24 protein-coding genes are annotated in these 23,103 nt (G+C 46.5%); 16 read left to right on the top strand and 8 right to left on the bottom strand.

The genetic code is table 11. The annotated features are described in order from the left end of the window. Nucleotides 1-207: 207 nt before the first annotated feature. The 5 genes from yycF to NST83_RS25290 all read left to right on the top strand — a co-directional run bounded on the left by yycF (nt 208) and on the right by NST83_RS25290 (nt 5,771). The gene (yycF, locus tag NST83_RS25310; RefSeq protein ID WP_014278963.1) at nt 208-939 is read left to right on the top strand and encodes a response regulator YycF; all 732 of its coding nucleotides are present in this window, start codon (nt 208-210) and stop codon (nt 937-939) included. Then, nucleotides 936-2,765, top strand: coding sequence for a cell wall metabolism sensor histidine kinase WalK (gene walK / locus NST83_RS25305; protein WP_137060945.1), 1,830 nt, complete (start codon nt 936-938; stop codon nt 2,763-2,765). Before yycF ends, walK begins: the two co-directional genes overlap by 4 nt. After that, nucleotides 2,762-4,105 (top strand): two-component system activity regulator YycH, encoded by a 1,344-nt coding sequence (gene yycH / locus NST83_RS25300; protein ID WP_342416112.1) that lies wholly within the window; start codon nt 2,762-2,764, stop codon nt 4,103-4,105. Before walK ends, yycH begins: the two co-directional genes overlap by 4 nt. A gap of 88 nt (nt 4,106-4,193) precedes the next feature. After that, nucleotides 4,194-4,958, top strand: coding sequence for a two-component system regulatory protein YycI (yycI, locus tag NST83_RS25295; RefSeq protein WP_342416111.1), 765 nt, complete (start codon nt 4,194-4,196; stop codon nt 4,956-4,958). Nucleotides 4,959-4,964: 6 nt separating this feature from the next. Then, nucleotides 4,965-5,771: an MBL fold metallo-hydrolase gene (locus NST83_RS25290; protein WP_014278959.1), complete on the top strand. Its 807-nt coding sequence runs from the start codon at nt 4,965-4,967 to the stop codon at nt 5,769-5,771. Here the strand turns inward: NST83_RS25290 and NST83_RS25285 are convergent. Beyond that, nucleotides 5,740-5,946: a hypothetical protein gene (locus tag NST83_RS25285; protein WP_014278958.1), complete on the bottom strand. Its 207-nt coding sequence runs from the start codon at nt 5,944-5,946 to the stop codon at nt 5,740-5,742. The genes NST83_RS25290 and NST83_RS25285 overlap by 32 nt on opposite strands. 484 nt (nt 5,947-6,430) lie before the next feature. Between NST83_RS25285 and NST83_RS25280 the strand changes: the two genes are divergently transcribed. Next, nucleotides 6,431-7,666, top strand: coding sequence for a trypsin-like peptidase domain-containing protein (locus NST83_RS25280; RefSeq protein ID WP_342416110.1), 1,236 nt, complete (start codon nt 6,431-6,433; stop codon nt 7,664-7,666). Between the two features lie 88 nt (nt 7,667-7,754). Here NST83_RS25280 and NST83_RS25275 read toward each other — a convergent pair whose 3' ends face one another. After that, on the bottom strand, nt 7,755-9,476 hold the full coding sequence (locus NST83_RS25275; protein WP_342416109.1) for a cellulase family glycosylhydrolase: 1,722 nt from the start codon (nt 9,474-9,476) through the stop codon (nt 7,755-7,757). A 230-nt stretch (nt 9,477-9,706) separates the two neighbouring features. On the opposite strand from NST83_RS25275, the gene NST83_RS25270 reads away from it, so the two are divergent. The 4 genes from NST83_RS25270 to NST83_RS25255 all read left to right on the top strand — a co-directional run bounded on the left by NST83_RS25270 (nt 9,707) and on the right by NST83_RS25255 (nt 12,324). Then, nucleotides 9,707-10,477: a class I SAM-dependent methyltransferase gene (locus tag NST83_RS25270; RefSeq protein ID WP_342416108.1), complete on the top strand. Its 771-nt coding sequence runs from the start codon at nt 9,707-9,709 to the stop codon at nt 10,475-10,477. A 108-nt stretch (nt 10,478-10,585) separates the two neighbouring features. After that, nucleotides 10,586-10,753: a CxxH/CxxC protein gene (locus NST83_RS25265; protein ID WP_081750721.1), complete on the top strand. Its 168-nt coding sequence runs from the start codon at nt 10,586-10,588 to the stop codon at nt 10,751-10,753. 118 nt (nt 10,754-10,871) lie between these two features. Further along, nucleotides 10,872-11,807: a helix-turn-helix domain-containing protein gene (locus NST83_RS25260; RefSeq protein WP_342416107.1), complete on the top strand. Its 936-nt coding sequence runs from the start codon at nt 10,872-10,874 to the stop codon at nt 11,805-11,807. 28 nt (nt 11,808-11,835) lie between these two features. Beyond that, on the top strand, nt 11,836-12,324 hold the full coding sequence (locus NST83_RS25255) for a DinB family protein (protein WP_342416106.1): 489 nt from the start codon (nt 11,836-11,838) through the stop codon (nt 12,322-12,324). Between the two features lie 81 nt (nt 12,325-12,405). On the opposite strand, the gene NST83_RS25250 is transcribed toward NST83_RS25255, so the two are convergent. Both NST83_RS25250 and NST83_RS25245 read right to left on the bottom strand, forming a co-directional pair. Further along, nucleotides 12,406-12,750, bottom strand: coding sequence for a helix-turn-helix transcriptional regulator (locus NST83_RS25250; RefSeq protein WP_342416105.1), 345 nt, complete (start codon nt 12,748-12,750; stop codon nt 12,406-12,408). Nucleotides 12,751-12,813: 63 nt separating this feature from the next. Further along, nucleotides 12,814-13,158 (bottom strand): helix-turn-helix transcriptional regulator, encoded by a 345-nt coding sequence (locus NST83_RS25245; RefSeq protein ID WP_342416104.1) that lies wholly within the window; start codon nt 13,156-13,158, stop codon nt 12,814-12,816. 163 nt (nt 13,159-13,321) lie between these two features. Between NST83_RS25245 and NST83_RS25240 the strand changes: the two genes are divergently transcribed. Next, nucleotides 13,322-14,173, top strand: coding sequence for a DNA-binding protein (locus tag NST83_RS25240; RefSeq protein ID WP_342416103.1), 852 nt, complete (start codon nt 13,322-13,324; stop codon nt 14,171-14,173). Nucleotides 14,174-14,334: 161 nt separating this feature from the next. After that, nucleotides 14,335-14,814 (top strand): 23S rRNA (pseudouridine(1915)-N(3))-methyltransferase RlmH, encoded by a 480-nt coding sequence (rlmH, locus tag NST83_RS25235; RefSeq protein ID WP_342416102.1) that lies wholly within the window; start codon nt 14,335-14,337, stop codon nt 14,812-14,814. 158 nt (nt 14,815-14,972) lie between these two features. On the opposite strand, the gene NST83_RS25230 is transcribed toward rlmH, so the two are convergent. Together NST83_RS25230 and NST83_RS25225 are read right to left on the bottom strand one after the other, a co-directional pair. Continuing rightward, nucleotides 14,973-15,710: a zinc ribbon domain-containing protein gene (locus NST83_RS25230; RefSeq protein WP_342418046.1), complete on the bottom strand. Its 738-nt coding sequence runs from the start codon at nt 15,708-15,710 to the stop codon at nt 14,973-14,975. Between the two features lie 153 nt (nt 15,711-15,863). Next, the gene (locus NST83_RS25225) at nt 15,864-16,826 is read right to left on the bottom strand and encodes an aldo/keto reductase (protein ID WP_342416101.1); all 963 of its coding nucleotides are present in this window, start codon (nt 16,824-16,826) and stop codon (nt 15,864-15,866) included. Between the two features lie 507 nt (nt 16,827-17,333). Here NST83_RS25225 and NST83_RS25220 point away from each other — a divergent pair. Continuing rightward, nucleotides 17,334-17,678, top strand: coding sequence for a hypothetical protein (locus NST83_RS25220; protein WP_342416100.1), 345 nt, complete (start codon nt 17,334-17,336; stop codon nt 17,676-17,678). A 260-nt stretch (nt 17,679-17,938) separates the two neighbouring features. Here NST83_RS25220 and NST83_RS25215 read toward each other — a convergent pair whose 3' ends face one another. Beyond that, nucleotides 17,939-18,910, bottom strand: coding sequence for an aldo/keto reductase (locus tag NST83_RS25215; protein WP_342416099.1), 972 nt, complete (start codon nt 18,908-18,910; stop codon nt 17,939-17,941). A gap of 90 nt (nt 18,911-19,000) precedes the next feature. Continuing rightward, entirely contained in the window at nt 19,001-19,753 is a 753-nt protein-coding gene (locus NST83_RS25210; RefSeq protein ID WP_342416098.1) for an SDR family oxidoreductase, read from the bottom strand. A 165-nt stretch (nt 19,754-19,918) separates the two neighbouring features. Here NST83_RS25210 and NST83_RS25205 point away from each other — a divergent pair, with 165 nt between their 5' ends. The 3 genes from NST83_RS25205 to NST83_RS25195 all read left to right on the top strand — a co-directional run bounded on the left by NST83_RS25205 (nt 19,919) and on the right by NST83_RS25195 (nt 22,920). After that, nucleotides 19,919-20,383 carry a MarR family transcriptional regulator gene (locus tag NST83_RS25205; protein WP_342416097.1) on the top strand — a complete coding sequence of 155 codons (465 nt, stop codon included), beginning with the start codon at nt 19,919-19,921 and terminating at the stop codon, nt 20,381-20,383. 238 nt (nt 20,384-20,621) lie between these two features. Beyond that, complete coding sequence (locus NST83_RS25200) at nt 20,622-21,014, top strand: helix-turn-helix transcriptional regulator (protein WP_342416096.1); 393 nt, start codon at nt 20,622-20,624, stop codon at nt 21,012-21,014. Nucleotides 21,015-21,180: 166 nt separating this feature from the next. Further along, nucleotides 21,181-22,920, top strand: coding sequence for an ABC-F family ATP-binding cassette domain-containing protein (locus NST83_RS25195; protein WP_342416095.1), 1,740 nt, complete (start codon nt 21,181-21,183; stop codon nt 22,918-22,920). Nucleotides 22,921-23,103 lie beyond the last annotated feature (183 nt).

Genomic DNA, 23,103 nt, shown 5'->3' with positions numbered 1-23,103 from the left:
GATGATGATTCATGAGGATACGGGGAAGGCCATGTTTTTCTGCATGCTTAACAGTAGGTGCAGGCATGGCTTTTTTTGTGCAAGAAAAAGGGGCTGGACAAGTAATGGAATGGCGTGTGGGTATGGTAGAATAGAATAAGCAGCTTATGGACACTGACAAACGAAAGTTAATATATAACATGATCCGTAGGAAGAGGTGAGCGCTGTATGCAGGGAACGATTCTGGTGGTGGATGATGAACAGCCTATCGCTGATATTTTGAAATTTAATTTGGAAAAAGAGGGCTATCAGGTGATTTGCGCCTTCGATGGAATCAGCGCGGTGGATATCGCGGTCAAGCAGCAGCCTGACCTAATCTTGCTGGACCTGATGCTGCCGGGGATGGATGGCATGGATGTGTGCCGCGAGGTGCGCGGGCATCAGCTCCAGACGCCGATTATTATGCTGACCGCCAAGGACGGGGAAATCGACAAGGTGCTGGGGTTGGAGCTGGGCGCAGATGATTATGTGACAAAGCCGTTCAGCACACGGGAATTGCTGGCGCGGGTGAAGGCACAGATGCGCAGACAGCAGCGCGGCGGGGCAGGCACGTCGGAAAGCCGCTCGCAGGAAGAGAAGCAGGGGCTGCGCGTGGCGGACCTCTTTTTTGATACGGATATGTATACAGCTTACAAAAACGGTACACCGCTCGATCTGACGCATCGGGAGTATGAGCTTCTGTATTATATGGCTAAAAATGCCGGAAAGGTCATGACAAGGGAGCATTTGCTCCAGGCGGTGTGGGGCTTCGAATACTATGGGGATGTGCGGACGGTGGATGTGACGATCCGGCGGCTGCGCGAGAAGATTGAGGAAAACCCGAGCAAGCCGGAGACGATCCTGACGCGCCGTGGACTCGGATACATTATTAGCGGGGGCAAAGGTGGCCTGCGGGCATGAGATGGCTGTCTTTCTTTCGTACGATTCATGCGAAGCTGATCATTATTTATGTGCTGTTGATTTTAGTGGCGATGCAGCTGATCGGGGTCTATTTTGTCAGCTCCATGAAGAACTCTTTGACGAGCAACTTTACACAGGACTTGCAGGCGCGGGCGGAAATGCTGTCCGTGCTGGCAGAGCAGGATCTGAACGGCAGTGACGGTAAAATGGAGGAAGACAGCGTGGAAAGTCTGCGCGCACGTGTGAATAATCTGTTTGATTTTAGCGGCGCAGAAATTCAGGTATTGGATGCCAGCGGCAAGGTGCTGATTACTTCTCAAGGCTCACACGCCGATTATGTCGGACGCAAAAATACGCAGACGGTGGTCAGCCGTGCACTCCAGGGTATCCGTGACAATGAGGAATACATGGTGGACGAGGATAATATCCGCAAGAAGGTCGTCGCCAAGCCAGTCATCAGCCAGGGCAAAATTGTCGGTGCGGTGTATATCGCCGCCTCGATGACGGAGCTGTACGATACGATGAAGCGCATTAACAATGTGTTTCTTTCAGGCATGCTGATTGCGCTGGCGTTGACAGCTGTGCTGGGCGTGGTGCTGGCGCATACGATTACGCACCCGATCAAGGTGATGACGCGTCATGCGACAGAGGTTGCCGAGGGCAAATTCGATCAGCAGATGCCAGTGTTTGGTGATGATGAGATTGGCAGGCTCAGCGTGGCCTTTAACTATATGACAGGCCGCTTGCGTGAGGCGCTGTCGCAAAATGAAGAGGAGAAGGAGAAGCTCTCCTCCATCTTGACCAATATGAGCGACGGTGTGGTCGCTACAGATGATCATGGCCGGGTCATTCTGGTTAACCGTCGGGCCAGCGCCATGCTGGGCGTGAACGAGAACGAAATGACCGGCAGACATATCGCGGTGCTGCTCGGTATCGACCCGGAGGAAACGGAGGCCCTGTACAGCGGCTCTTCGGCCTCCACGCTGCTGCAGCTGGAGCCTGCGGGTCAGGACGAGCCGATCGTCATCCGCGTGACATTCACGCCGATTCATCGGCGGGAATTTGGCATTACGGGGACGATTGCCGTGCTTCAGGACGTGACGGAGCAGGAGGAGATGGAGACGACACGCCGGGAGTTCGTAGCGAATGTATCGCATGAGCTGCGCACCCCATTGACGACGATCCGCAGCTATGCCGAAGCGCTGGATGACGGGGCAATGGGTGAACCGCAGCTCGCGGAGCGTTTCGTAGGTGTGATCCGCAACGAGACGGAGCGTATGATCCGGTTAGTCACGGATTTGCTGCATCTGTCGCGGCTGGATTCCAATGAAGCGCCCTTGCGGATGCAGCCTGCGGATGTAATGGAAATGCTGGACGAAGTCGCAGATCGGTTTTCTTTTCAAATGAAGCAAAAGCATATCCGGTCTGGAATGTTCGTGGAGCAGGGGATCGGCAAGGTCGTGATTGACCGGGATCAAATTGAGCAGGTGTTGGACAATCTGATGTCCAATGCTTTGAAATATACACCGGAGGGTGGAAGTATTCGGATTGAAGCTCGCCGCAATAGTGAGGGAATGCTGTCTATTTCGGTACAGGATACCGGGATAGGGATTCCCAAAAAGGATTTGGAGCGAATTTTTGAACGGTTTTACCGTGTGGACAAGGCCAGATCGCGTAATATGGGCGGTACGGGACTAGGGCTGTCGATTGCCCGGGAAATTGTAAAGGCGCATGGAGGCCAGATTTTTCTGGAGTCAGAATATGGTCAAGGGACCTGCACGACCTTTACGCTCCCCATGTTGGGTGAAGGGAGGGAAGCACAGTGAGGGAACGTTTGAAGTCATGGGCGCTTATTTTGCTGGTTGCTTCCAGCCTTGTACAGAGTTATTTTCTGATTTACCGTCTTCCAGGCAGTGATTCTGTACTTACCTCGGAGACGAACTATGTCAAAACCGAGAGTATGGGACAGGAGAAAAAGATTGAAAAGCTCGTGTTTCCTGATAAAATGCTAATTCACCAAGGGCAAAACAAGCATACCGTTTTTTATCCGGGCGTTGCTTTCTACGATTTGATTTTTACACGGCTGGAGAGCCGGAGCTTTAACAGCTTTCAACGTCGCAGTATCCAGTCGGCAGATTGGGCGCGGATTCGCAGCGAGAATGAGGGCATGGAATTATCCTTTTCAGGCGGTGTCCCGGTTTCATTACTGGAGCGAGTTATGCGTCTGACGCCGGATTCTGTGTTTCAGGGAGAGACGATTAATCGTATCTGGATCTATATAGATGAGAAAAATGCCAAGCCGCACGCCCTCTTTTTCAGTGCCAGAGGCGATGTAGTGTATGAGGCGAATCAGTTTGATATGACGATGGAGGATATCCGGCAGCATGTGAATTTCGCTAAAAATGCCCCGTTGTACGAGCTGGTGGATAATCAGTATTACATTCCGGCAGATAACCTGGAGACGGTGCAGCCCGTGGTATATGCCGGGTTGTTCACGACAGAGCAGATGCAGCGGAATTTGTTTTTCGATCCGGGGATTACGCGTAATATTCAGGAGAAGGACGGTTCCCAAATTTACACGGACAGCAAGCGCAGTCTGCAAATTAAGCAGGAGCAGCGTTGGATGAGCTATACCGATCCGAGTGCACCGGGGGCGGGCGGAAGCAGTTCGGTGAGGGATGTACTGGCGGCGGTTGATTTTGTGAATCAGCATGGCGGTTGGGATGCTTCGTATCAGTTGAAAATGAGAAGCAGCGACGAGAGCCGTACCAATGTGCTATTCCAGCAGTATTACGGATCTTATCCGGTACTGGATACGCCATCCTTCCGGTTTGGCACGATTTTGTTGGAAATCCAGCAGGAAACGGCATCCGTCTATGATCGTTCGCTGTTGTATCTCAAGGGCGGCGAGCAATCCTCGAAGAAGGTTATGCTTCCGGGTGGCGAAACCTTGAAGAAGCAGCTCGAAGCTGTAGCTAAAGGGATAACGATTAGAGATCTGACCCCTGTATATCAGCCGGAGCTGATCAATGATGGGTTAAAGCTCGTTCCCGAGTGGCGTGTTACGTTGGGCGACGGTTCTGTGGCAGAGATTCACGCTGTGGCCGTAACAGCGACAACGTCGAGTACAGCGCAAACGCAGCAATCTCAGGCGGTAAAGAAGTGACGGATTCAGGTTTCGTGCTACTCACACAGCATAGCACCAGCAAAGGGATAAAGCATGGACAGGGTTATGACAGAAAGGGGGAACGGGAATGGATTGGAGTCGCGCCAAAAACGTACTGATCTGTACGTTTTTGCTGCTCAATGTAGTACTCGGGCGCCAGTTGTGGAATGATGCGCAGGAAACGGCAGGGCCGAATCTGGATTTTACTTCGCTGGATGAAAATACGCAGCGTTCAATGGAAGAGAAGAGCATTCAGGTGCTGGCTCCCATTCCCGGGGATACTCCCCAGTTGCCGAAGCTGTCTTACACATATGTTCATGGCGGGGAAAAGGATGGGCGTGTGAGTCTACCGGAGCCTGTAGACAGCAAGCTGGTATTCACCCACGATGCGCTGGTTGAGGCATTGCAGCCGCAAATCAGGGACATCGACAACTACCAGTATGATCCGCTGGATGTTCAGGAGGAGCTTGCATCTGGACAGGCAGATGCTTTTGTGCTACACCCGTTGGTACAGGGAAAGTGGCCTTTATTTAATGTGAAGCTGGCCCTGTTTTACAGTAATCAGAAAATTATCGGATATCGCAAAATTCAGGTTGATCTCCAGCCCTCGGATGAAGCGAAGAAAATGCTGCCCGCATCCAAGGCGCTGGCACGGTTGATTGACAGTTATTTGCCGCGTGATGCGATTGTGAAGGATATCCGGCTGGGTTATTACGGACAGACCTTTAACTCGGATAGCCAGGTGGCTGCGCCTGTATGGCGGTTTATGCTGGATAACGGGCAAGGCGTGTATTACGTGCAGATGAACGGAGATGTCATTAGTCCAAAGACAGAACAAACAGAAGGGTCTTGAACAGATATGGGGATTTCATTTACCGTGCTGTCGAGCGGTTCGACCGGCAACGCCACCGTTGTCCGGAACGAAGACACGACATTACTCATCGACGCAGGTCTCAGCGCGAAGCGTATTGATGAATTGCTGAAGGAACGCGATCTGAGCGGAGAAGAGTTGGATGGTATTTTGGTCACACATGAGCATTCCGATCATGTGAAAGGACTAGGCGCCATGGCGCGTAAATATAATTTACCTGTGTATGCGAATGAGAAGACGTGGTTTGCCATCAGCAATGCTGTCGGGCAGATCGCGGACGATAACCGCAGAATATTGGAGACAGGCGCGACACGGGAATTTGAATCGTTGCGTGTAGAGTCTTTTGGTATATCTCATGATGCGGCAGAGCCAGTAGGGTATAGCTTTTACGACGGGGCAGAGAAGCTCAGTGTAGCCACCGATCTCGGCTATGTCAGCGACAAGGTGAAGCAGGCCATTTCAGACGCAGATGTATTGGTACTGGAGTCTAATCATGATGTGGAAATGCTGCGCATGGGACGTTATCCATGGAACATCAAGCGCCGTATTCTCAGCGATATCGGTCACTTATCCAATGAGATGGCGGGCGCGATCCTTAGCGAGCTGCTGACAGGACGGACGAAGCGAACGTATTTGGCACATTTGAGCCGCGACCACAATATGATGGAGTTGGCAAAGCTGACCGTGCGCGGGGCGATGGAAGATCGCGGCTGCTTTTACAAGGACAGTGAGTTCCGATTGTGCGATACGTATTATGACCGTCCTACACCGTGGGATAAGGTAAGTGAGCCATAAAGCTGTCCAGCTCGGCGGCTTTGCGTTCTACCTCTTCGCGGGTCACGATGCCTTTGTCCACCAGTAGCTCAATGAGTGTACTTAACGCCAGGGTGTTGCGGTAATGCTCGTCTTTCAGATCCGCAAGCTTGGCAGCCATACGAACTTCATCCATAGCTGAGCGATGTTGATTCATCATATATTCCTCCTGTTAAAATATTTGAAAAATGGCGTGTGATCAGCTTGGTTTTGCTGGGTGCTGTGATACAATAAAGCTAACAACTGAAAGCTTTCTGAAAAAAGGCTCGTATCGGAAGCATAAGCTGTTACAAGCGAAAGGGAACAGGCCAGAACGTCTCTATGAGACGATCATTTTGTAATAGAATAGAAGACTTGTTACTATTGTAGTCAATTGATTTGGAAATCATTCCTCCTTTTTCCTCTATTCGGAGTGGATTGCGGCGTGTATGCTGGTTTATGAGATCAGGTGCTTAGGGAGGCCCCATTTGTGGTGATTAATAAGTAGGCTGAAATGATCTGTTGTTTCGGTCATGGGGGATATTCAATCCATTTTGGCGTTCAAACGGAGCGAGTCTCTGTAGCATAGGTTGGCGCAAGCCCGAATAGCCCTAATTTTTTAGTGAGTGTCGGTGCATGACAACGAAGGGGAGAGGATGAACATGGGCTTGTTTGATGACGATTTTTATTCAACGAGGGTATCCACGCGTGCGGCCAAAAAAAAGGCATTCAAGGCACGTCGCGGAGGACAGAAACGTTGGCCACACAGGAACCGGAGCGTGAGTCCGGTGCAAGCTGCTGTCATTAGCGGTGCAGTCAGTGCGGTGGTTGCGGTGCTGCTGTTCAGCTTTATTACAGGTCTGCCCTCCACTACAGCAGTAACCGGAGCAAGTCATTATCCCATGCGCCAAGCGGCGGGTGACCCGTATGACCGGATTGTGCAGGCGGCAGCCAAGGTGCGTCCGGCGGTCGTCAGCATTGTGAACCTGAAAGGGGAAGACGGACATAGCACGGAGCCGTCGGCGCTTGGATCGGGTGTTATTTTCCGAATAGCTTCCGGCAAAGCCTTCATTATGACTAACAACCATGTGATCGAAGGCTCGGATGATCTGGAGATTGTAACTGTGGATGGTATCAAAAAAGAGGCGAAGCTGATCGGTAAGGATCGCATTAGCGATATCGCAGTGCTGGCGGTAGACGATAAGGGCATTAGCACGATAGCGGATATCGGTGATTCCAGTAAGCTTCGTCTGGGCGAGACCGTGATTGCCATTGGTAATCCGCTCGGCTTGGGCGATACGCTCACTTCCGGCATTGTAAGTTATACGAATCGGATTATTCCCATTTCCATTAATCAGGACGGCGTATATGACTGGGAACAGCATGTCATCCAGACCGATGCAGCGATTAATGAAGGAAACAGCGGCGGTGCGCTGGTCGATCTGGACGGACGTGTGATAGGCATCAATACGATGAAAATTGCCGATACCGGTGTGGAAGGACTCGGCTTCGCGATTCCGGCCAATGAGGTCATGAAGACGGTGAATGAACTGGTCGAGGATGGCAAGATTACCCGTCCTTATCTGGGGGTATACACGGTTGACCTCAATAATGAGTATGCTCCGCTGGATGAAACACAGCGCAAGGAACTCAAGCTGCCTGACACCGTAAAGAACGGGGCGGTTGTTCTGGAGGCGCATGGCCCTGCCGAGGAGGCAGGCTTGAAGCTGAACGATGTCATTACCGCGTTCGATAGTGAACCGATCAACTCGACGCTTGATTTGCGACGCTACTTGTACGATAACAAGAAAATTGGCGACGAGCTGAAGGTTATCTTTTACCGGGCAGGCAAGGAAGAATCCGTGACGTTGAAGTTAACGGATAAGCCGGAAGGCTAAGGTTTAATGGTTAGGCATAACTATAAAAAAGGCGTTCTCCGGATCATTTTCCGGGAGCGCCTTTTTAGTTTCTCGGTTGTATTTTAGGTTAGGATGCCGTTCCCGTTACACGGGTTCCGCTCTTGGTCATTTTGTAGGTTACCACATCGCCGCTCCAGAAATGGAACTTCAGTGTGACTTCACCATCCTTCACACTGTTAAAAAATTCAGGCAGCAGCTTGATGCCATTCGTATCATACGCAGGGGCAAAGGTGTTGCCAAATTCCTTATAGGGTGTCCAGTCCTGCGGGCCGGCATTGCCCCCATTGGTATAAACAGCTTCCATTGTGGCAAGTTGGCTGCCACGGAAGTCTGTTGGAATGGTAAAGGTTTGCGTAGTGCCCTCGGTAGCACTTAATGTTGGCGTATCATACACGATTACTTTGAAATTCCAGTCTGCACCCTTGTTGAACTTGGCGTTAATCACCGCATTCTCACCATATTTACCGGAGGTGGTTAGGCTGGTGAGCAAGCTGGCCTTCAAGGTTAATGTATCTCCGCTCAGTGTGTAGTCGGTGCCCTGTTTCAGTTGCTTGTTGTTGGCGCTTAGTGTGCTCAACTGATTGCCATTCAGGTTTAAAGTGACCGTGGCATCCTGAACGGAAGTGCCTTTCTTCAAGTGAATGAGGTCACGGACTGCATTGGAGGAACGCCCTTTTAAGCTGGATTTCATGACATTAAAGAGCTCAGGATCGGACCACTTGTATGTTGTGCGGTTCAAATGCTGGCCATTATCCCAGAGGATGCCTGTTAATTTTTTCTCTTTCATATAATAGGTCAAAAACTCAAAGAATTTCAGCTTTTCGCCCTGTTCGATAACGCCTGTGTTTTTATCGAAGCCGAGTAGACCATATTCGCCTACAATGACCGGAATGCCTTTAGCCACAAATGTGTTATAGGCATTATCAAAGGTTTGGATAACATCGTTTTTGGTATCTTTCTCAAATGTAGTATATCCGGCAATATTCACACTGAAAGGCCAATAGCCGTAATAGTGAATGGTTGCAATCAGGTTGGGATCGCTCAGCTTGGTTATTGTGTTGTACAGCTCGTTGATTTTATTCTGGGCAGGTGAAGTATCCAAGCCAGGCAGAACAAGTGGGCGGGCTGCATTATTACCGCCAGAGGCGCGGACGATTTTGTGGAAGGAAACATTTAGTTCTTGGAGCATCTGGTTCATTTTCGCTTCATTCGTCGTTCCTCCTTCGGAGAAACGGGGTTCGTTAATGCTCTCGAACATCAGCTTGTTCGGCTGATCTTTAAAGCGATTGGCAATTTGTGTCCATAATGCGTTATAACGAGCCAGCACTTCATCATGCTTGGGCTCCATACTGCTTACCCATAACCATGAATCATGATGGACATTGAGCATGACGTACAGATTGGCATCCAGTGCCCAGCGGACGACTTCTTCTACACGGTTCATGTAGGCAGCGTCAACGGTATAATTCGGTGCCGCTCCTATGTGTTTATCCCAGGTGACGGGAATACGAATGCTTTTGTATCCTTGGGCAGCAATTTGCTGGATCAGTGCCTGAGTAATGCGTGGATTGCCCCAGGCAGTCTCATCTGCCCCGACAGCATCCAGAGAATTTCCTAAATTCCATCCAGGCTGCATGGCTTCGACATACGATTGCATACTGCTGGCGGCGGTGGCTTGTGGTGCTTGTCCTTCAGATTCAGCAGCGGCGGCAACGGACGCGAACGTGGATAACAAGAGGATGATGGCAAGCGTCAACGACAGCAATGAAACGGGTCTTCGTTTGAACATAGTGGCAGGCCCCTTTACAAAGTTATTTTTGAAAGCGCTTTCCATTGAGATACTACCATACTATTCCATTATAGAGTACCTATATAATTAGTGGAAAAATCATGTGATAATTCGTTATTTTATGATTATAAACGTTGTAATTGCCAAAATGTAAGAATGAGTGTAGAATCTATGGCCCTACGCAGAAAGCAGAGCAGCATTGAATTAGTAAATACAGGAGAAAGAAGGAGATGAATATAAACAAGTGGGACACGGAAGAAGCCATTCGGCGCTGGAATATGCATGCAGAGAATTTTACCGCAAGATACACTGAAGAAGGGGATCGCTCTCGCCAAGTGCTGTTGAATCCTGCATTACAAGAATGCATGGGCACCTTCGCGGGTAAAAAAGTGCTGGATGCCGGGTGTGGTGAAGGTTATCTGAGCCGTAAAATGGTCAAGGCGGGTGCGCTGGTGGAAGGTGTCGATTATTCGCCGGAAATGCTGGAGCTTGCAAGAAAGCGGACACCGTCAGACTGGGGGATTACGTATCATCACGGTAATCTGGAGAAGCTGGAGATGTTCGGGGATCAGAGCTTTGACCTGGTCGTATCCAATATGGTCATACAGGACTTGGAGAGTTATGAGCAGGCGATTGCGGAAATGCGGCGGTTGCTGGTGCCAGGGGGCCGCTTTATTTTCTCTATTTTGAATCCGTGCTTTCAGACACCGCAGAGTGGATGGGTGAAGGATGAGACAGGGAAAAAGCTGTACTGGAAAGTAAACCGTTATTTCAGCGAAGGCGCATTGGAGCAAGATATGCCTTATGATCAGGAGGAAAAGCTTCTGTACTTCCACCGCACGCTGGGCAGCTACGTACAAGCTATTACTGGAGCGGGTTTGCTGCTAGAGGCAATGATCGAACCGAAGCCGTCCGCAGAGATGCTGGAGCGATATCCCGATTTCCACGAGGACCTGAACGTCAGTCATTTTCTCATTTTTAAAACCAAGCGTCAGGGATAGGAATCAAGCCCTTTTCTTTCCGTGTTAAGTATGGTAGAACAAAAGAAGGTGTTTGTAACAGACACCAAACAACTGGAAGAGCTTCATACGGAAAGGGATGCAACTGGGATGTACGTGGTATGTAAAGAGCATGTGGAACTGGCAATTGATATGTTCGTCGATGAATACGAGGATGCACCGGATGTCGTCGATCTCAAGGAAACGAAATTTTCGGATTGGGACCCTCCAGTGAAGTGCAAGGAATGTGAGCAGAAAGCGGAATTTTTAGTCGTCTAAAAAACAAGCACGGGCGTTTCGGGCAGAAACGTCCTTTTGTATACTAGGATTTTGCAAAATCCTCATACATAGAGCTTTACTAATTTCCAACACGTGCTGAGACAGGAGTGAATGATGGATGGACCCTTTGCTGCATTCACTGTTTCGTCCGATTCAGGTCAATGGATGTGATCTCTCCACGTATTATATCGAACAAAAGCCGTCTGCTGCGCTGAGAGCTTATGTCGCTTGCTATTGGGAGTCTGGTTCTGCCAATAGGGTGGTAGAAGAGAATCTAACAGCTTCGTGCGAAGACACCGCTTTGTTAAGCTTGCCGCAGGAAGAAACCATGGAGCGGGTATTACCTGACGGCTGTACGGATATTCTATTTGAATATGACCCGGTGAGTAAGCGTCAGGATATCTCGTACTGCGGGACGTTTACACATCCGTTCGTGTCTGCCAGACAAGCAGGTACCGAGACACGCATGTTTGCTGTGCGATTTTTTCCGGGCGGAGCACATTATTTTCACGGCATGCCAACTCATCTGTTTACAGGTGGACACTTCCGCTTGGAAGATATCTGGCCCGAAAGCATCGCGGTCATAGGTGAGCGTATTCTGGAGGCACAGGATTTTAATGAACGGGTGCGCATCATGGATGAGTATCTTAACCAGCTTCTGCTGCGCCAACGCACGAACGATTGTGATCTGATGAAAAATTTGCTGCATCGTATTTTTGTAGGTAGTGGGAGTATGAGTGTTAAAGAGCTAGCAGAGCGCGAAGCGATCAGTGAAAGACAGATCAACCGCAAGTTCGGGCAATGGATCGGGATCAGTCCCAAAAAGTTCAGTGAAGTCGTCCGCTTCCAGAGCGTTCTGCAAAGTATTCAAAGCGGTGACCCTCTGGATTGGACGGAGCTTGCGTTGGAGCACAGCTTTTTCGATCAGGCCCACCTGATTCGTGATTTTCGCAGGTTCTATGGAGATTCTCCGCTTACTGCCGCAAAGGATTTTCGCAGGTTGTCCGATTTTTACAATACACGTTCGAAGGCTTCCGCTATACTCAAAATATGAAGAAGAATGGCAAAGGAGAGATGAGAATATGAGTGGAACGCTGCAAGTTCGAGATCATTTGCTGAATGAGCTGGAGACCGGAGTACGGACGGGGGAAGCCTTGATCCGTAAAATACGTCCAGAGGATTGGGAATTTCGCCCGCAGGACAATTTCCGCTCGCTGCTGGAGTTAGTACATCACTTTGTGCTTATTCCTGCTTCGGATCTTGCGATCATGCAGGAGAAGTCTGAGGGTGAAGTGGGAAGCATTGAAAACAGCCTGTCCGAGATAAACGATCCCGAACGCTTGGCTGCAAGTTTCAGGGAGAATTTTGAGGCCTATAAGGCTTACATTCTTTCGCTCAGCGAAGAGGATTATCTGAATCGTTCGACCAAAGCCTTTTATATGGAGCATGGACATTTGCAGGTCCAATGGCAGATTGAGACCATGACCCATGTATTCCATCATCGTTCCCAGATTTATAATTATCTGAAGCAACTGGGACATGAAGTGAGCTTTTTTATGTTGTACGCTTGAGTATTTTTATAAAAGGTTTAGAGGGCACCTGTGCGGTGCTCTTTTTTGGTTTTATTTAAGGCTTTTTGAGGGTGGAATGGCTTACTCAAACGCACGTGAAACTTCTTTACTAACTCGTCTGAGAATGCCGATCTGCTCTTCATTTAATCTGCTGGTCAACGCAACAAATTCATCTACTGCCTCTTGCCGAATAGTTTCGTCTTTAGTCATATGTTCTTTGGAAAACATCAACTCACTGATAGACACGTTTAAGGCAGTTAACACTTTCTCCAAGGTATCAATCGAAAAGTTTCTTTCGCCACGCTCTACCGATCCGATATACGAATCATCTAATCCTGAAAGTTCCGCAAGTTGTTGCTGTGTTAATCCCTTAGCCTTCCGAATCGTTCTAATTCTTTCTCCAACCGAATTCCGTAATTTTGTCATATTAACCACCTCATAACAAGCTTATGGAAGATGAAGTGTAAAAGTCAGGTGGAAGAGAATTGTTCAATTCTTTTTTTGTTGTAACTCAACTAAATCAACAATATTTTTAGTTATAGTAGTAAGAATTTCTAGCTCTATTGTCTCTCTTGAATTTATGAGTAACATAAGTTCATTTATGATTTCTTTTCGATCCGAAGTTTCATCGAATTGGAAAAGTTCAAAGGGTGGAACCTTTAACGCTAAAACTATTTTTTCCAACGTCTCCAATGAAATATTTCGATCTCCACGTTCTACTCCGCCAATATAACTGTAATGAAGTCCTGCTGCTTCTGCCAATTGTTCCTGTGTCCATCCTTTAGCTTTTCTTAGTTCCCGTATCCGATTTCCGACGCTTTCTGGTAAACTCATGTAATCACCTCCACTTAAGGTTAGAAGAGGATAGAATATCGTTACAGACTATCTTGTGCAAAATAAAATTATTGAAAACAGTACTTATAAGTACTTTTTATATTGACCTTGGTTCTCATTTTCTATACAATTGGTTGTAAATGGAAATGTAAGGAGGGTTTTTTTGAGAACTTCTATCCTAAAATCACTCAAACCGGACATCATTGTTGAAATATTGGAAATGGCTGTGGCTTTTGAGAATTGGAAAAAAGTCATGGAGACGGCGGATATTCTGTACCAATGTGTACAGCGTATCTATGAAGAACGGCAGTATCATAAAGCAATGAAATTACCCATCCCGCATGTCAATTTAGAGCGCCCGCTGGTATATTATTTTGGGCTCAGTCACCTGATGTGTGGAATGGCTCACCAGAATCAAGGTGCATATGAACAGGCAAGGGAGTGCATTTATAAGTATGCTGAGCTGGGTTGGATGGAGGATTTAGAGGGAGAAGGCCTACTGGTTGTCGATGAATTCAGGTTTTTAGCCAAGACCAATTTATACACAGTAGAAATTCTATCTGGAAATATAGAGCTTGTGGAGGAATATGTAGGCTTTTTGCAGGACAATCCCGAGGAAATATTACCAGGGCTAAATACCATATTAGAGGCAGCGCTTATGTATCATTTGGATGTAGAGGGCGTTTTACATACGTTAGCGGAGCAGATTGATGAATTTGGGGATTACGAGGATGCGGAGAACGTATCATACTATTATAAATACTGCTATCATTTGGCTTTGTACTATCGGAAGTACGACAAATTACAGGCAGCGGTGAAGCTTGCTGTGCAGGCGATGCACATAGCTAATCAGTTAGGTAACGATCGTAATTTTAAGAGATGTACGGCATTGTTTGAATTACTGCGCGAGTGGGCGACAGTAGAACAAATCAGCGAATATCGAAAGATGCTAATGCAGTGTCTTGATGAATACGAAACTGGTAGGGATAGCATCATGAAGAAAGTAAATGAATGATCCGCTATGATCTGAACAGAGAATAGGCTCGTAACGGAGAGGAAATAGATAGGTAAGAGACGTTTCAGGTGCTAAAATAACTATGTTAAAGGTATTTTTCCATGTTAGGGATCGTAAATGCGATTTTACATTATCATTCGATATAGATAGGGGTATGGAATTTGTTTATTCAACTTATAGGTGTTGGCAAGTTAAAAGAGAAGTATTTGGTCATGGGAATTCAGGAATATGCTAAACGGCTAGGGCCATACATTAAGTTCCAAATGATCGAGGTAGCCGATGAAAAGGCTCCTGACACACTGAGCGAAGCGGAAGTTCGACAGGTCAAGGAGCGGGAAGGCGAGCGCATCCTTGCCCATGTGAAGAGTGAGGCACATGTCATTGTGCTCGCCATCGACGGCAAGCTCTGGAGCTCGGAAGAACTTGCGGAGGGATTGGATAAGCTCGGCACCTACGGTACAAGCCATGTTGTCTTCGTCATTGGCGGCAGCCACGGCCTCTCTGACGAAGTCCTCCGTCGCGCCCAGCAGAAGCTGAGCTTCGGAAGGATGACCTTGCCTCATCAACTGATGCGGCTGGTGCTGGTGGAACAGATTTACCGAGCGGTGAAGATTAATCGGGGTGAACCGTACCATAAATAACGGCATGTTTTTTGTTGGGGAACTGCTTAAAAGGCGTGGAAAAAGATTAGCATGGCAAGGGTTTACCCTAAGTCACTTTCTGTGAAAAAGCCTGCTACAAAGGCAATGTGCTGTGATTTGAGGGCATGGAGCTGTCCATGACTTATTCCTATTTGGCATCAAATGACGATAGTGTACAGAGCGTTGAACTTTTGCTTGGGAAAAGCAAAAGCCCCTGCCACCGTTTGGGTGGAAGGGGCATATCCTAAAAAACACGCATTGACTTTATCATCGAACTCCAATTCGATGCCTTCGATTTTCTGGCCTTTCTTCACATGAATCTGCTTCACGATGATCTGAAGCAGGTTCTTTTGTGTTTCAATCGGTGTTGACGATAACAACTCATGGAATTGAGACAGTTCCTGCTTTACTTGATGCAGCGGAACCGGGTCAGCGGAGCTTCGTTCAAGCTGTCGTAAGGCCTCTTGCCTTCTTCTTGTCAGTGCTTCATGCTGCTGCTTAAGTTCATTCATACGCTGGATTAGAAATTCATTATCAACAACATCGGCTTCGTAGAGCTTGAAGTATTTCTTCTTTTGGGCATCCAACGTTCCAAGCTCCTTGTCAACGGAAGCTAGTTCTTTTTGGAGAGGGACGACATTCACTGTACGGTTATTATTGATTCGTGCCACGATGTCCTCCAATATCTTAGGCTTTCTCACAACGGCAGCAATTCGGTCGGTTACATATTGCTCAGCCATGTCAGCCTTCACACTGTTTGAAGTACAAACGCGGCTACCTTTAGCACGGAAGTTGCTGCAAATGTAGTATCGCCGTACAACCTTGGTTCCATCCTTGAGCGTATCATGAATTCGATGTGCGACAAGCGTGGCTCCGCAGTCAGGGCAACGCATCATTCCGGTCAACAAATAGGTTCCATACGTAAAAGAGGCTTAATCCCATTGGACTTCTGCAAAGGAGAACTAGCTGATCCCAGAATGGGAACGGAGCGGATCATTTTCCCTATTCATAGGGGACACCCTCACAATCAAATTTATTCAGCTAATATTTTAATAGGTTGCTTCATTTAACCTTTTAATCTGCTCCTGAGTAAGCGTTACATCGAGTGCCTGTAGGTTCTCCTGAAGCTGTTCCGTTGAGCTTGCTGCAATTAACGGCAGGATAACCGGGGAGTTACTCAGCATCCAAGCGAGGACTACCTGATTATGCGTTGCGCCCGTTTCTTTGGAGATTTCTTGTAAAACGGAAATTCTTGTCTCAGCATCTAGGCCAGCGTATTGCACAGGAATTGGACGATCCTGGCGGCTGTACGCACCGTTCAACAGAGGTGAATAGGCAAGTAAAGCGATTTCCTCATGGGTCTCAATATATTTGAGCATTTCCTCCGAAACGCTGAGCTGTACATCGAAGTCGGCGCCTGGTCTAGGGCGCAAATAGGTATATCTCTGCTGAATACATTGATAGGAAGCAAAACCGTGGGATTGACTAATACTTCTTGCTTCTTCAAGCCGCCAGGTGTAATGGTTACTGCATCCGATGGCCCCTACTTTGCCGGATTGTACTAATTGATTGAAGGCCTCGAGCGTTACCTCCAGAGGGACATCCATATCGTCGATATGGGCGTAATACAAATCAATATAATCGGTTTGCAGCCGCTTGAGGCTTTCATCAACCGCTTTATGAATGGCCTTTTTGGACAACCCTTCTTTAGAAGAAAAGCCGCCACCGGGAATGGTTGGGTTCGCTCCAACTTTGGTTGCCAGAAAGATGCGATTCCGGTTTCCTTGTTCCTTCATCCATTCTCCCAGCAAGGTCTCGCTTTGTCCGCCTACTCCGGTTCCATTCCAAAAGGCATAGTTGTTGGAAGTATCCAGAAAGTTACCTCCTGCCTCCACATATTGATCCAGTAGTCGATACGATAAGCTTTTGTCGGTATTCGTACCGAAGTTTAGACAACCAAGACATAGAGCGCTCACCTGCGGTCCTGATTTTCCTAAAGATAGTTGTCTCATTTTATTCGATCTCCTATTCCTATGTAATTTCTTTCTTTACTAAACTCTAGCAGTTTGAAATTAACTTATAATAGTATTATATATAATAATTTCAATTGCTATTTGGACATGAGTTTATAGGAGTTATATACAACAGTCAAGAGCTTAATCATGAAAAAGAAGGATAAAGTGCGAGAATGTACAAAATTTAATATGAATTAATAGGCTCTACACCAAAGTTAGTTCTTGAGGTTTTGAGCCACACATGTTAATGAGCATAACGTGGTTGGTTGCATTCCTCCACCAGGTATGGTAATAGGGAGCTAAATCCATGACAACGGATTTCGGGTATACTGTTTGTGCATCTGTCACTCCCTCAAGTTGGATTGCTCGTACAACCATCTTACGGAATGTACAGATATTTTTCCATATTTTATGGATTAAAGCATAACAAATCATTGGTTTCAAGCACTATGTTTCGTGTAGAACCTGAAAAACCATTTAAAACGGCTCAGGAAGGATATGCTTATGAAAATAATTACTTTATGCGGTTCTACAAAATTCAAGGAGCAATTTGGACAAGCTAATGCATTTCTTACACTACAAGGGAACATAGTGATTAGTGTAGCCTTCTTTGAACAAACTGAAAGTTTTGAAATCACAGAAGAACAAGCGGAGTTACTGGGAGATCTCCATTTTAGAAAGATTGATATTTCTGACGAAATCTTCGTGATTGATGTAAATGGCTACATTGGCAACAGCACAAGAAATGAGATTGAGTATGCTGGAAAAACGGGTAAGGCAATCCGCTACTACTCTGATGGAGAGATTCCTTCTACATTTTCAGCTAAAGAACCTCATCAGTTACGGTAACAAATGTTGGGCCATACTCTGTGCAGAAAGGAGCTTCGACAAAAACTTGCCGTTACAGACAGCGCGGAGAACCGTACCATAAGTGACGGCGAAAGATATCAGAGGTTCGTCTGCATCTTTTTTGGAATCTAACCTTCGCCGATGAAATGAAGAAATAGCGGCAGCCATGGACGAGAAAATAAAGTCCGAAGCTGCCGCTGTTTGTATTGAATGAACTATCGCGTGTCCGCCCGAAGAGCAGTTGTGCATTTTTACCCAGTTTATACTAGTGGATGCGGTACATAAAGTTCTTCTAAACTCGTGATTTCTTCAGCTGTCAATTTAACCGACAATGCCGAAACAGCATCTTCGAGATGGCTGATCTTGGTCGACCCGATAATCGGTGCTGTGATCTCTTCTTTTTGCAACAACCACGCAAGTGCAATTTGTGCGCGTGGCAGGCCTCGGGTAGCGGCAACTTCCGCAACTCTTGCCGCAACTTTGCGATCAGCTTCTTCCGTTCTTGAAAACAACGCCTTTGCTACCTGGTCATTCTCGGATCGCGAGGTCTGCTCATTCCAATCCCGGGTTAACCGGCCTGCAGCCAAAGGCAGGTAAGGAGTGACGCCAACTCCCTCATCTTTGCAAAGGGGGAGCATTTCCCTTTCTTCTTCCCGATAGAGCAAATTAAGTCTATTTTCCATGGAAACGAACCGTGTCCAGCCATTTCGCTTCGCGACATGCTGAGCTTTCGCAAACTGCCATGCCAGCATGGAGGATGCTCCGATGTATCTGACCTTGCCTGCCTTAACTAAATCGTGAAGAGCCTCCATTGTCTCCTCAATTGGCGTATGTGGATCCCAACGATGGATCTGGTACAAATCGATGTAGTCCGTTCCAAGCCGTTTTAGACTGTTATCAATTTCGGTCATGATGGCTTTACGGGAAAGTCCCATCGCATTCGGACCCTTACGCATCGGAACAAATACCTTTGTAGCAATGACGACTTCGTCACGACGAGCGAAGTCCTTTAAGGCACGTCCGAGAATTTCTTCGCTTGTTCCATCGGAATACATATTGGCGGTACTGAAAAAGTTGATGCCCAATTCCAGTGCTTTATTAATGATCGGTCTGCTTTGCTCTTCATTTAACGACCACGGGGTATTGCCACTTTCAGGTACTCCGAAGCTCATGGTTCCAAGGCTTAACTTTGAAATTTCCAATCCGCTGCGTCCAAGTTTTACATATTCCATTTGATAACACACTCCTTAAGTGTATATAGGGAAGGGTCACGCCTTCAGGTTGTTCACGCATTTTCTGGCGAGCCAGTGCTCGAGATTAAATCACCAAGGGAGCTGGCGTCTCTCGTTTGAGAATGTTCCCGTCGGACCGTCCTCGCCGAGCATTGCAAGGCGTACGGGATGACGAGCAGCCTGCTCGACGGTGCCCGTGCCTTCAAAGTTGTTGAGGTCCGTCGCGGTGAAGCCCGGGCATACCGCATTGACCTTGATGCCTGTCGACTCGAGTTCGATGGCGAAGGCGAGCGTAATCGCGTTGAGAGCCGTCTTCGAAGGGCTGTAAACGGCGCCGAACATCTCGCGATGCGAATTAGTCGGGTCCGCGTTTAACGTCAGTGAGCCCGAGCCGCTCGATACGTTGACGATACGTGCGGCTGACGCTTCACGAAGGAGCGGCAGCATCGCTTGCGTGACGGCGATGACGCCGAACACGTTCGTCTCGAACACCGCGCGCACCTCGTCTAGAGACGCGATGCTTGGGCGCCCCGACTTCCCGACCTCATCGAGAGTCCTGCCCGGCTGACCCGCGTGCGATATGCCCGCATTGTTCACGAGCACGTCGAGACGGCCGAGCTCGCTGCGGATGCGCTCTGCCGCGGCGGAGATGGAATCCTGATTTGTAACGTCGAGCTGGAGGGCGCGGGCATCCGCTCCGACGCTCTTCACGGCCGTCTCCCCTTTCTCGAGATTGCGCGATCCGACGAGCACAGTGAAGCCGTGCACCGCGAGATCCTTCGCGATTTGAAGACCGATTCCTTTATTGGCCCCGGTGACCAAGGCGACGGGTTTATCCTGCATAGTAATACCACTCCTTTCATTCTTTTATCCACTGCGATCTTTGTAATACAGCCTCTGGTTGATACATTAACCCCGGGTCAACTGTCATCCTTTTAGGTTGACGTATCAACCTACGAACACTGTAACATCTTGAAGTTGATACGTCAACCATGTTATTATGTTCCTATGGATAAGAACGAACTAAACGTAGAGGAAATGGGAATATGGAATATGTGGAAAGGTTCCTTTAAGAGAATTTTCGGTTGTGTTGTAAAGGACATGTCCGAACACACAGGTCTATCAGAGGGCGATTTTGGAGTATTAGATCGGTTAGTCCAATTTGGGAACGGTAGGCTTCGCCAACAGGAATTAGCCGACTCGATGGACTGGGATAAGAGCCGATTATCACATCATCTAACGCGGATGGAAAAACGCGGACTTGTATTGAGAAAGCCATTGGACAGAGAACGTGGTGTTGAAGTTATTATTACTCCCGGCGGAAAGTCAGCCTTGGATGAAGCCCTTCCCATAGTCTCAAAGGCCATACGCAAGCATTTTTTGGATCAATTAACCGATCAAGATATTGAGTCGATTACTAAGCTGGCGGAAAGAACAAAAACAAGATCTTCATCGTCTTGTAAAGAGACGTAAGGAACACCGGGAGATCGGTGTGAGCAAAAAGCAAAGGTTAAGAAATCGGATATAGCGATAGTGCAATAAGTATAGCAATCAAAAGGAGCTGCCGCGGCAAGCTCCTTTTGATTTTTCGCCGTTATGAACGCTAAGGTGAACCGTATCATAAGTAACGGCAAGTTTTTATTGTACAACTCGAATCAAGTATGCAAAAATCGCCGGTGATATGATCAAAAGGAAAGGAGGGAAGACTTCCATGTACGAATGGAATAAAATGGAACGAATAGGCTATTCACCCTATTATTGTTCCAGACAGTTCAATCGATTAACCGGGATGACATTGCGGGATTACATCTGGACTCGAAGGATCAGCCGTGCCGCCTTCGAGCTCCGCGACACGGATCAGCGGGTTCTGGATGTTGCCGTAAAGTATGGATTCTCATCACAAGAGACGTTTACACGAGCATTCAACAAGGCTTTTCAGCTCACCCCTGCAGCCTACCAAAAAGCTCCCCGACCTATTCCGTTGGCTATTCGTCAGGAGGTATTCTCGCCTTATCATTATTTGATCAAGGAGCGAGATAAGACGAATAAGGTACATTTACAACTGGGAGAGATCAAAGTCGAGTTCATTCCGGCACTTTTATGAGGACAGTTGAGGAGGTAGCATGGAACTTTGACCCCCAAGGGATGGGCTACAAATGGATTGAACTTGGTGGTAAACAGTGTTACTCTAACAACGGTAAACTCAAAATCTATGTTCTGCAATACCTCTAATAATAGTCACCATTTTAGTTATAAAGAAAGGTAACACCATGATAAAAGTTGATAATTTATCCTTCTCATTTCCGCAAAAAGAACTATATAAAAACATTTCATTTACGTTTGAAGAGGCACAGCATTGCGCTTTTATAGGAACAAGTGGCAGTGGGAAAAGTACACTGATAGATATACTGATGGATCCGGAAAGATATTTGTTCGATGGCAAGTTAGAGATAGACCCAACTTGCAGAATTGGGTATGTAAGTCAGTTCTCACAAGTAGACAAAACTAAAGAAACAACCGTTTTTGAATATATAGGAGAAGAATTTATTAAGATACAAAATGAAATAACATCTATTTGTACTGAAATGGAAACATCATCGGATATTGAATCGTTACTAGAAAAGTATCAATTAGCTTTAGACGCATTTGATTCAATGGGTGGGGATGATTTTGAAAGCAACATTAATAAGAAACTAAATCTAGCAAACCTCATGAAGCTAAAAGATCTTAGGGTATCCGACCTGAGTGGTGGGGAATTCAAACTTATTCAAGTGATGAAGGAAATGCTTAGTAGTCCAGACTTAATGATTATGGACGAACCAGATGTATTTTTAGACTTTGAAAACCTAAATGCACTTAAAAATCTTATTAATTCCCACAAGGGAATGCTGCTAGTTGTTACGCACAACCGATATCTATTGAATCATTGTTTCAACAAAATTATACACCTTGAAAATACGGAAATCCAAGAGTTCGATGGGCGATATATTGATTATAACTTCTCATTACTTCAGACTAAAATTGAGTTACAAGAACTCACAATCGCTGAAGATGAAGAAATTGAGAGAAACGAGAACATAATCAATAATCTTAGAGCTATCGCAACTTATAATGCAGAAGCATCTAGAGGTAGAGCGTTAAAAGCTAGAGTTAAGTTTCAAGAAAGATTGGAAGCGCGCAGAATTAAAGCGCCATTTGTTGATATTAAGCAACCGAATATTAGTTTTGGTATTGATAATGAAATTGAAGACACCATTGTTGTAAATGTCAATAATTATAGTGTTGCCTTTGATGAGTTGCTTTTAGACAATGTTAACTTTGAGATAAAATCTACAGATAAAGTAGCCATTATCGGTTCAAACGGTACCGGGAAAACGACTTTACTCCGAGAAATCTTTAAAAATAATCATGATTCAATTGAAATAAATGCTGATGTTAAAGTGGCTTATTTATCTCAGATTCAAGGTGAAATGCTAAAGGATACTAATACAATACTAGATGAATTCATCGATGCTGGGTTTAAAACTTATGATGAGATTAGATCGTATATTTCAAACTATGGCTTTGAAGGAGAAACCGTTAATCAAAAGATAGAATCTTTATCTGGTGGAGAAAGAAATATGCTTCAATTGGCTAAAGTTTCTGCCAGTAAAGCAAATGTATTGCTTCTTGATGAACCGACAAGCCATTTAGACACCTATACACAAATAGCACTGGAGAAAGCGATTGAAGACTATAAAGGTGCGATTCTCATGATTTCTCATGATTTCTATTCTGTTGTAAATGGTATGGATTATGTTTTAATCATTGACGATAAGACGATTAGAAAAATGAGTATGCGAAAATTTAGACAGATGATTTATGCTAGTCATTTTGATAGAGACTATTTAGAAACTGAACAAAAGAAAAAATCAGTTGAAATGAAAATAGAATTGGCTTTAAAAGATACTGATTTTGAACTTGCAAAAGTATTGGTTGATGAGCTAGAAGAGCTGATTAAGTTGCTTTAAATTACAACTCTCTGATTGAAATGATTACAAGAAAGTGAAGTCAGTTACAGCGAATAGGGCTAAAGTGAATTAGTTCGAGTTCAATGATGAAACATGATGTTGGTGGAAAAGTATCAATAAATAAGACACTGATGAATAGAATCTCAGTGTCTTTTTACTGCATTGATTTCTTGATAGCTCTTG

The organism is Paenibacillus sp. FSL R10-2782, assembly GCF_038592985.1.
GTDB lineage: Bacteria > Bacillota > Bacilli > Paenibacillales > Paenibacillaceae > Paenibacillus > Paenibacillus terrae_C.
This window is presented reverse-complemented; position numbering and strand designations above follow the sequence as displayed.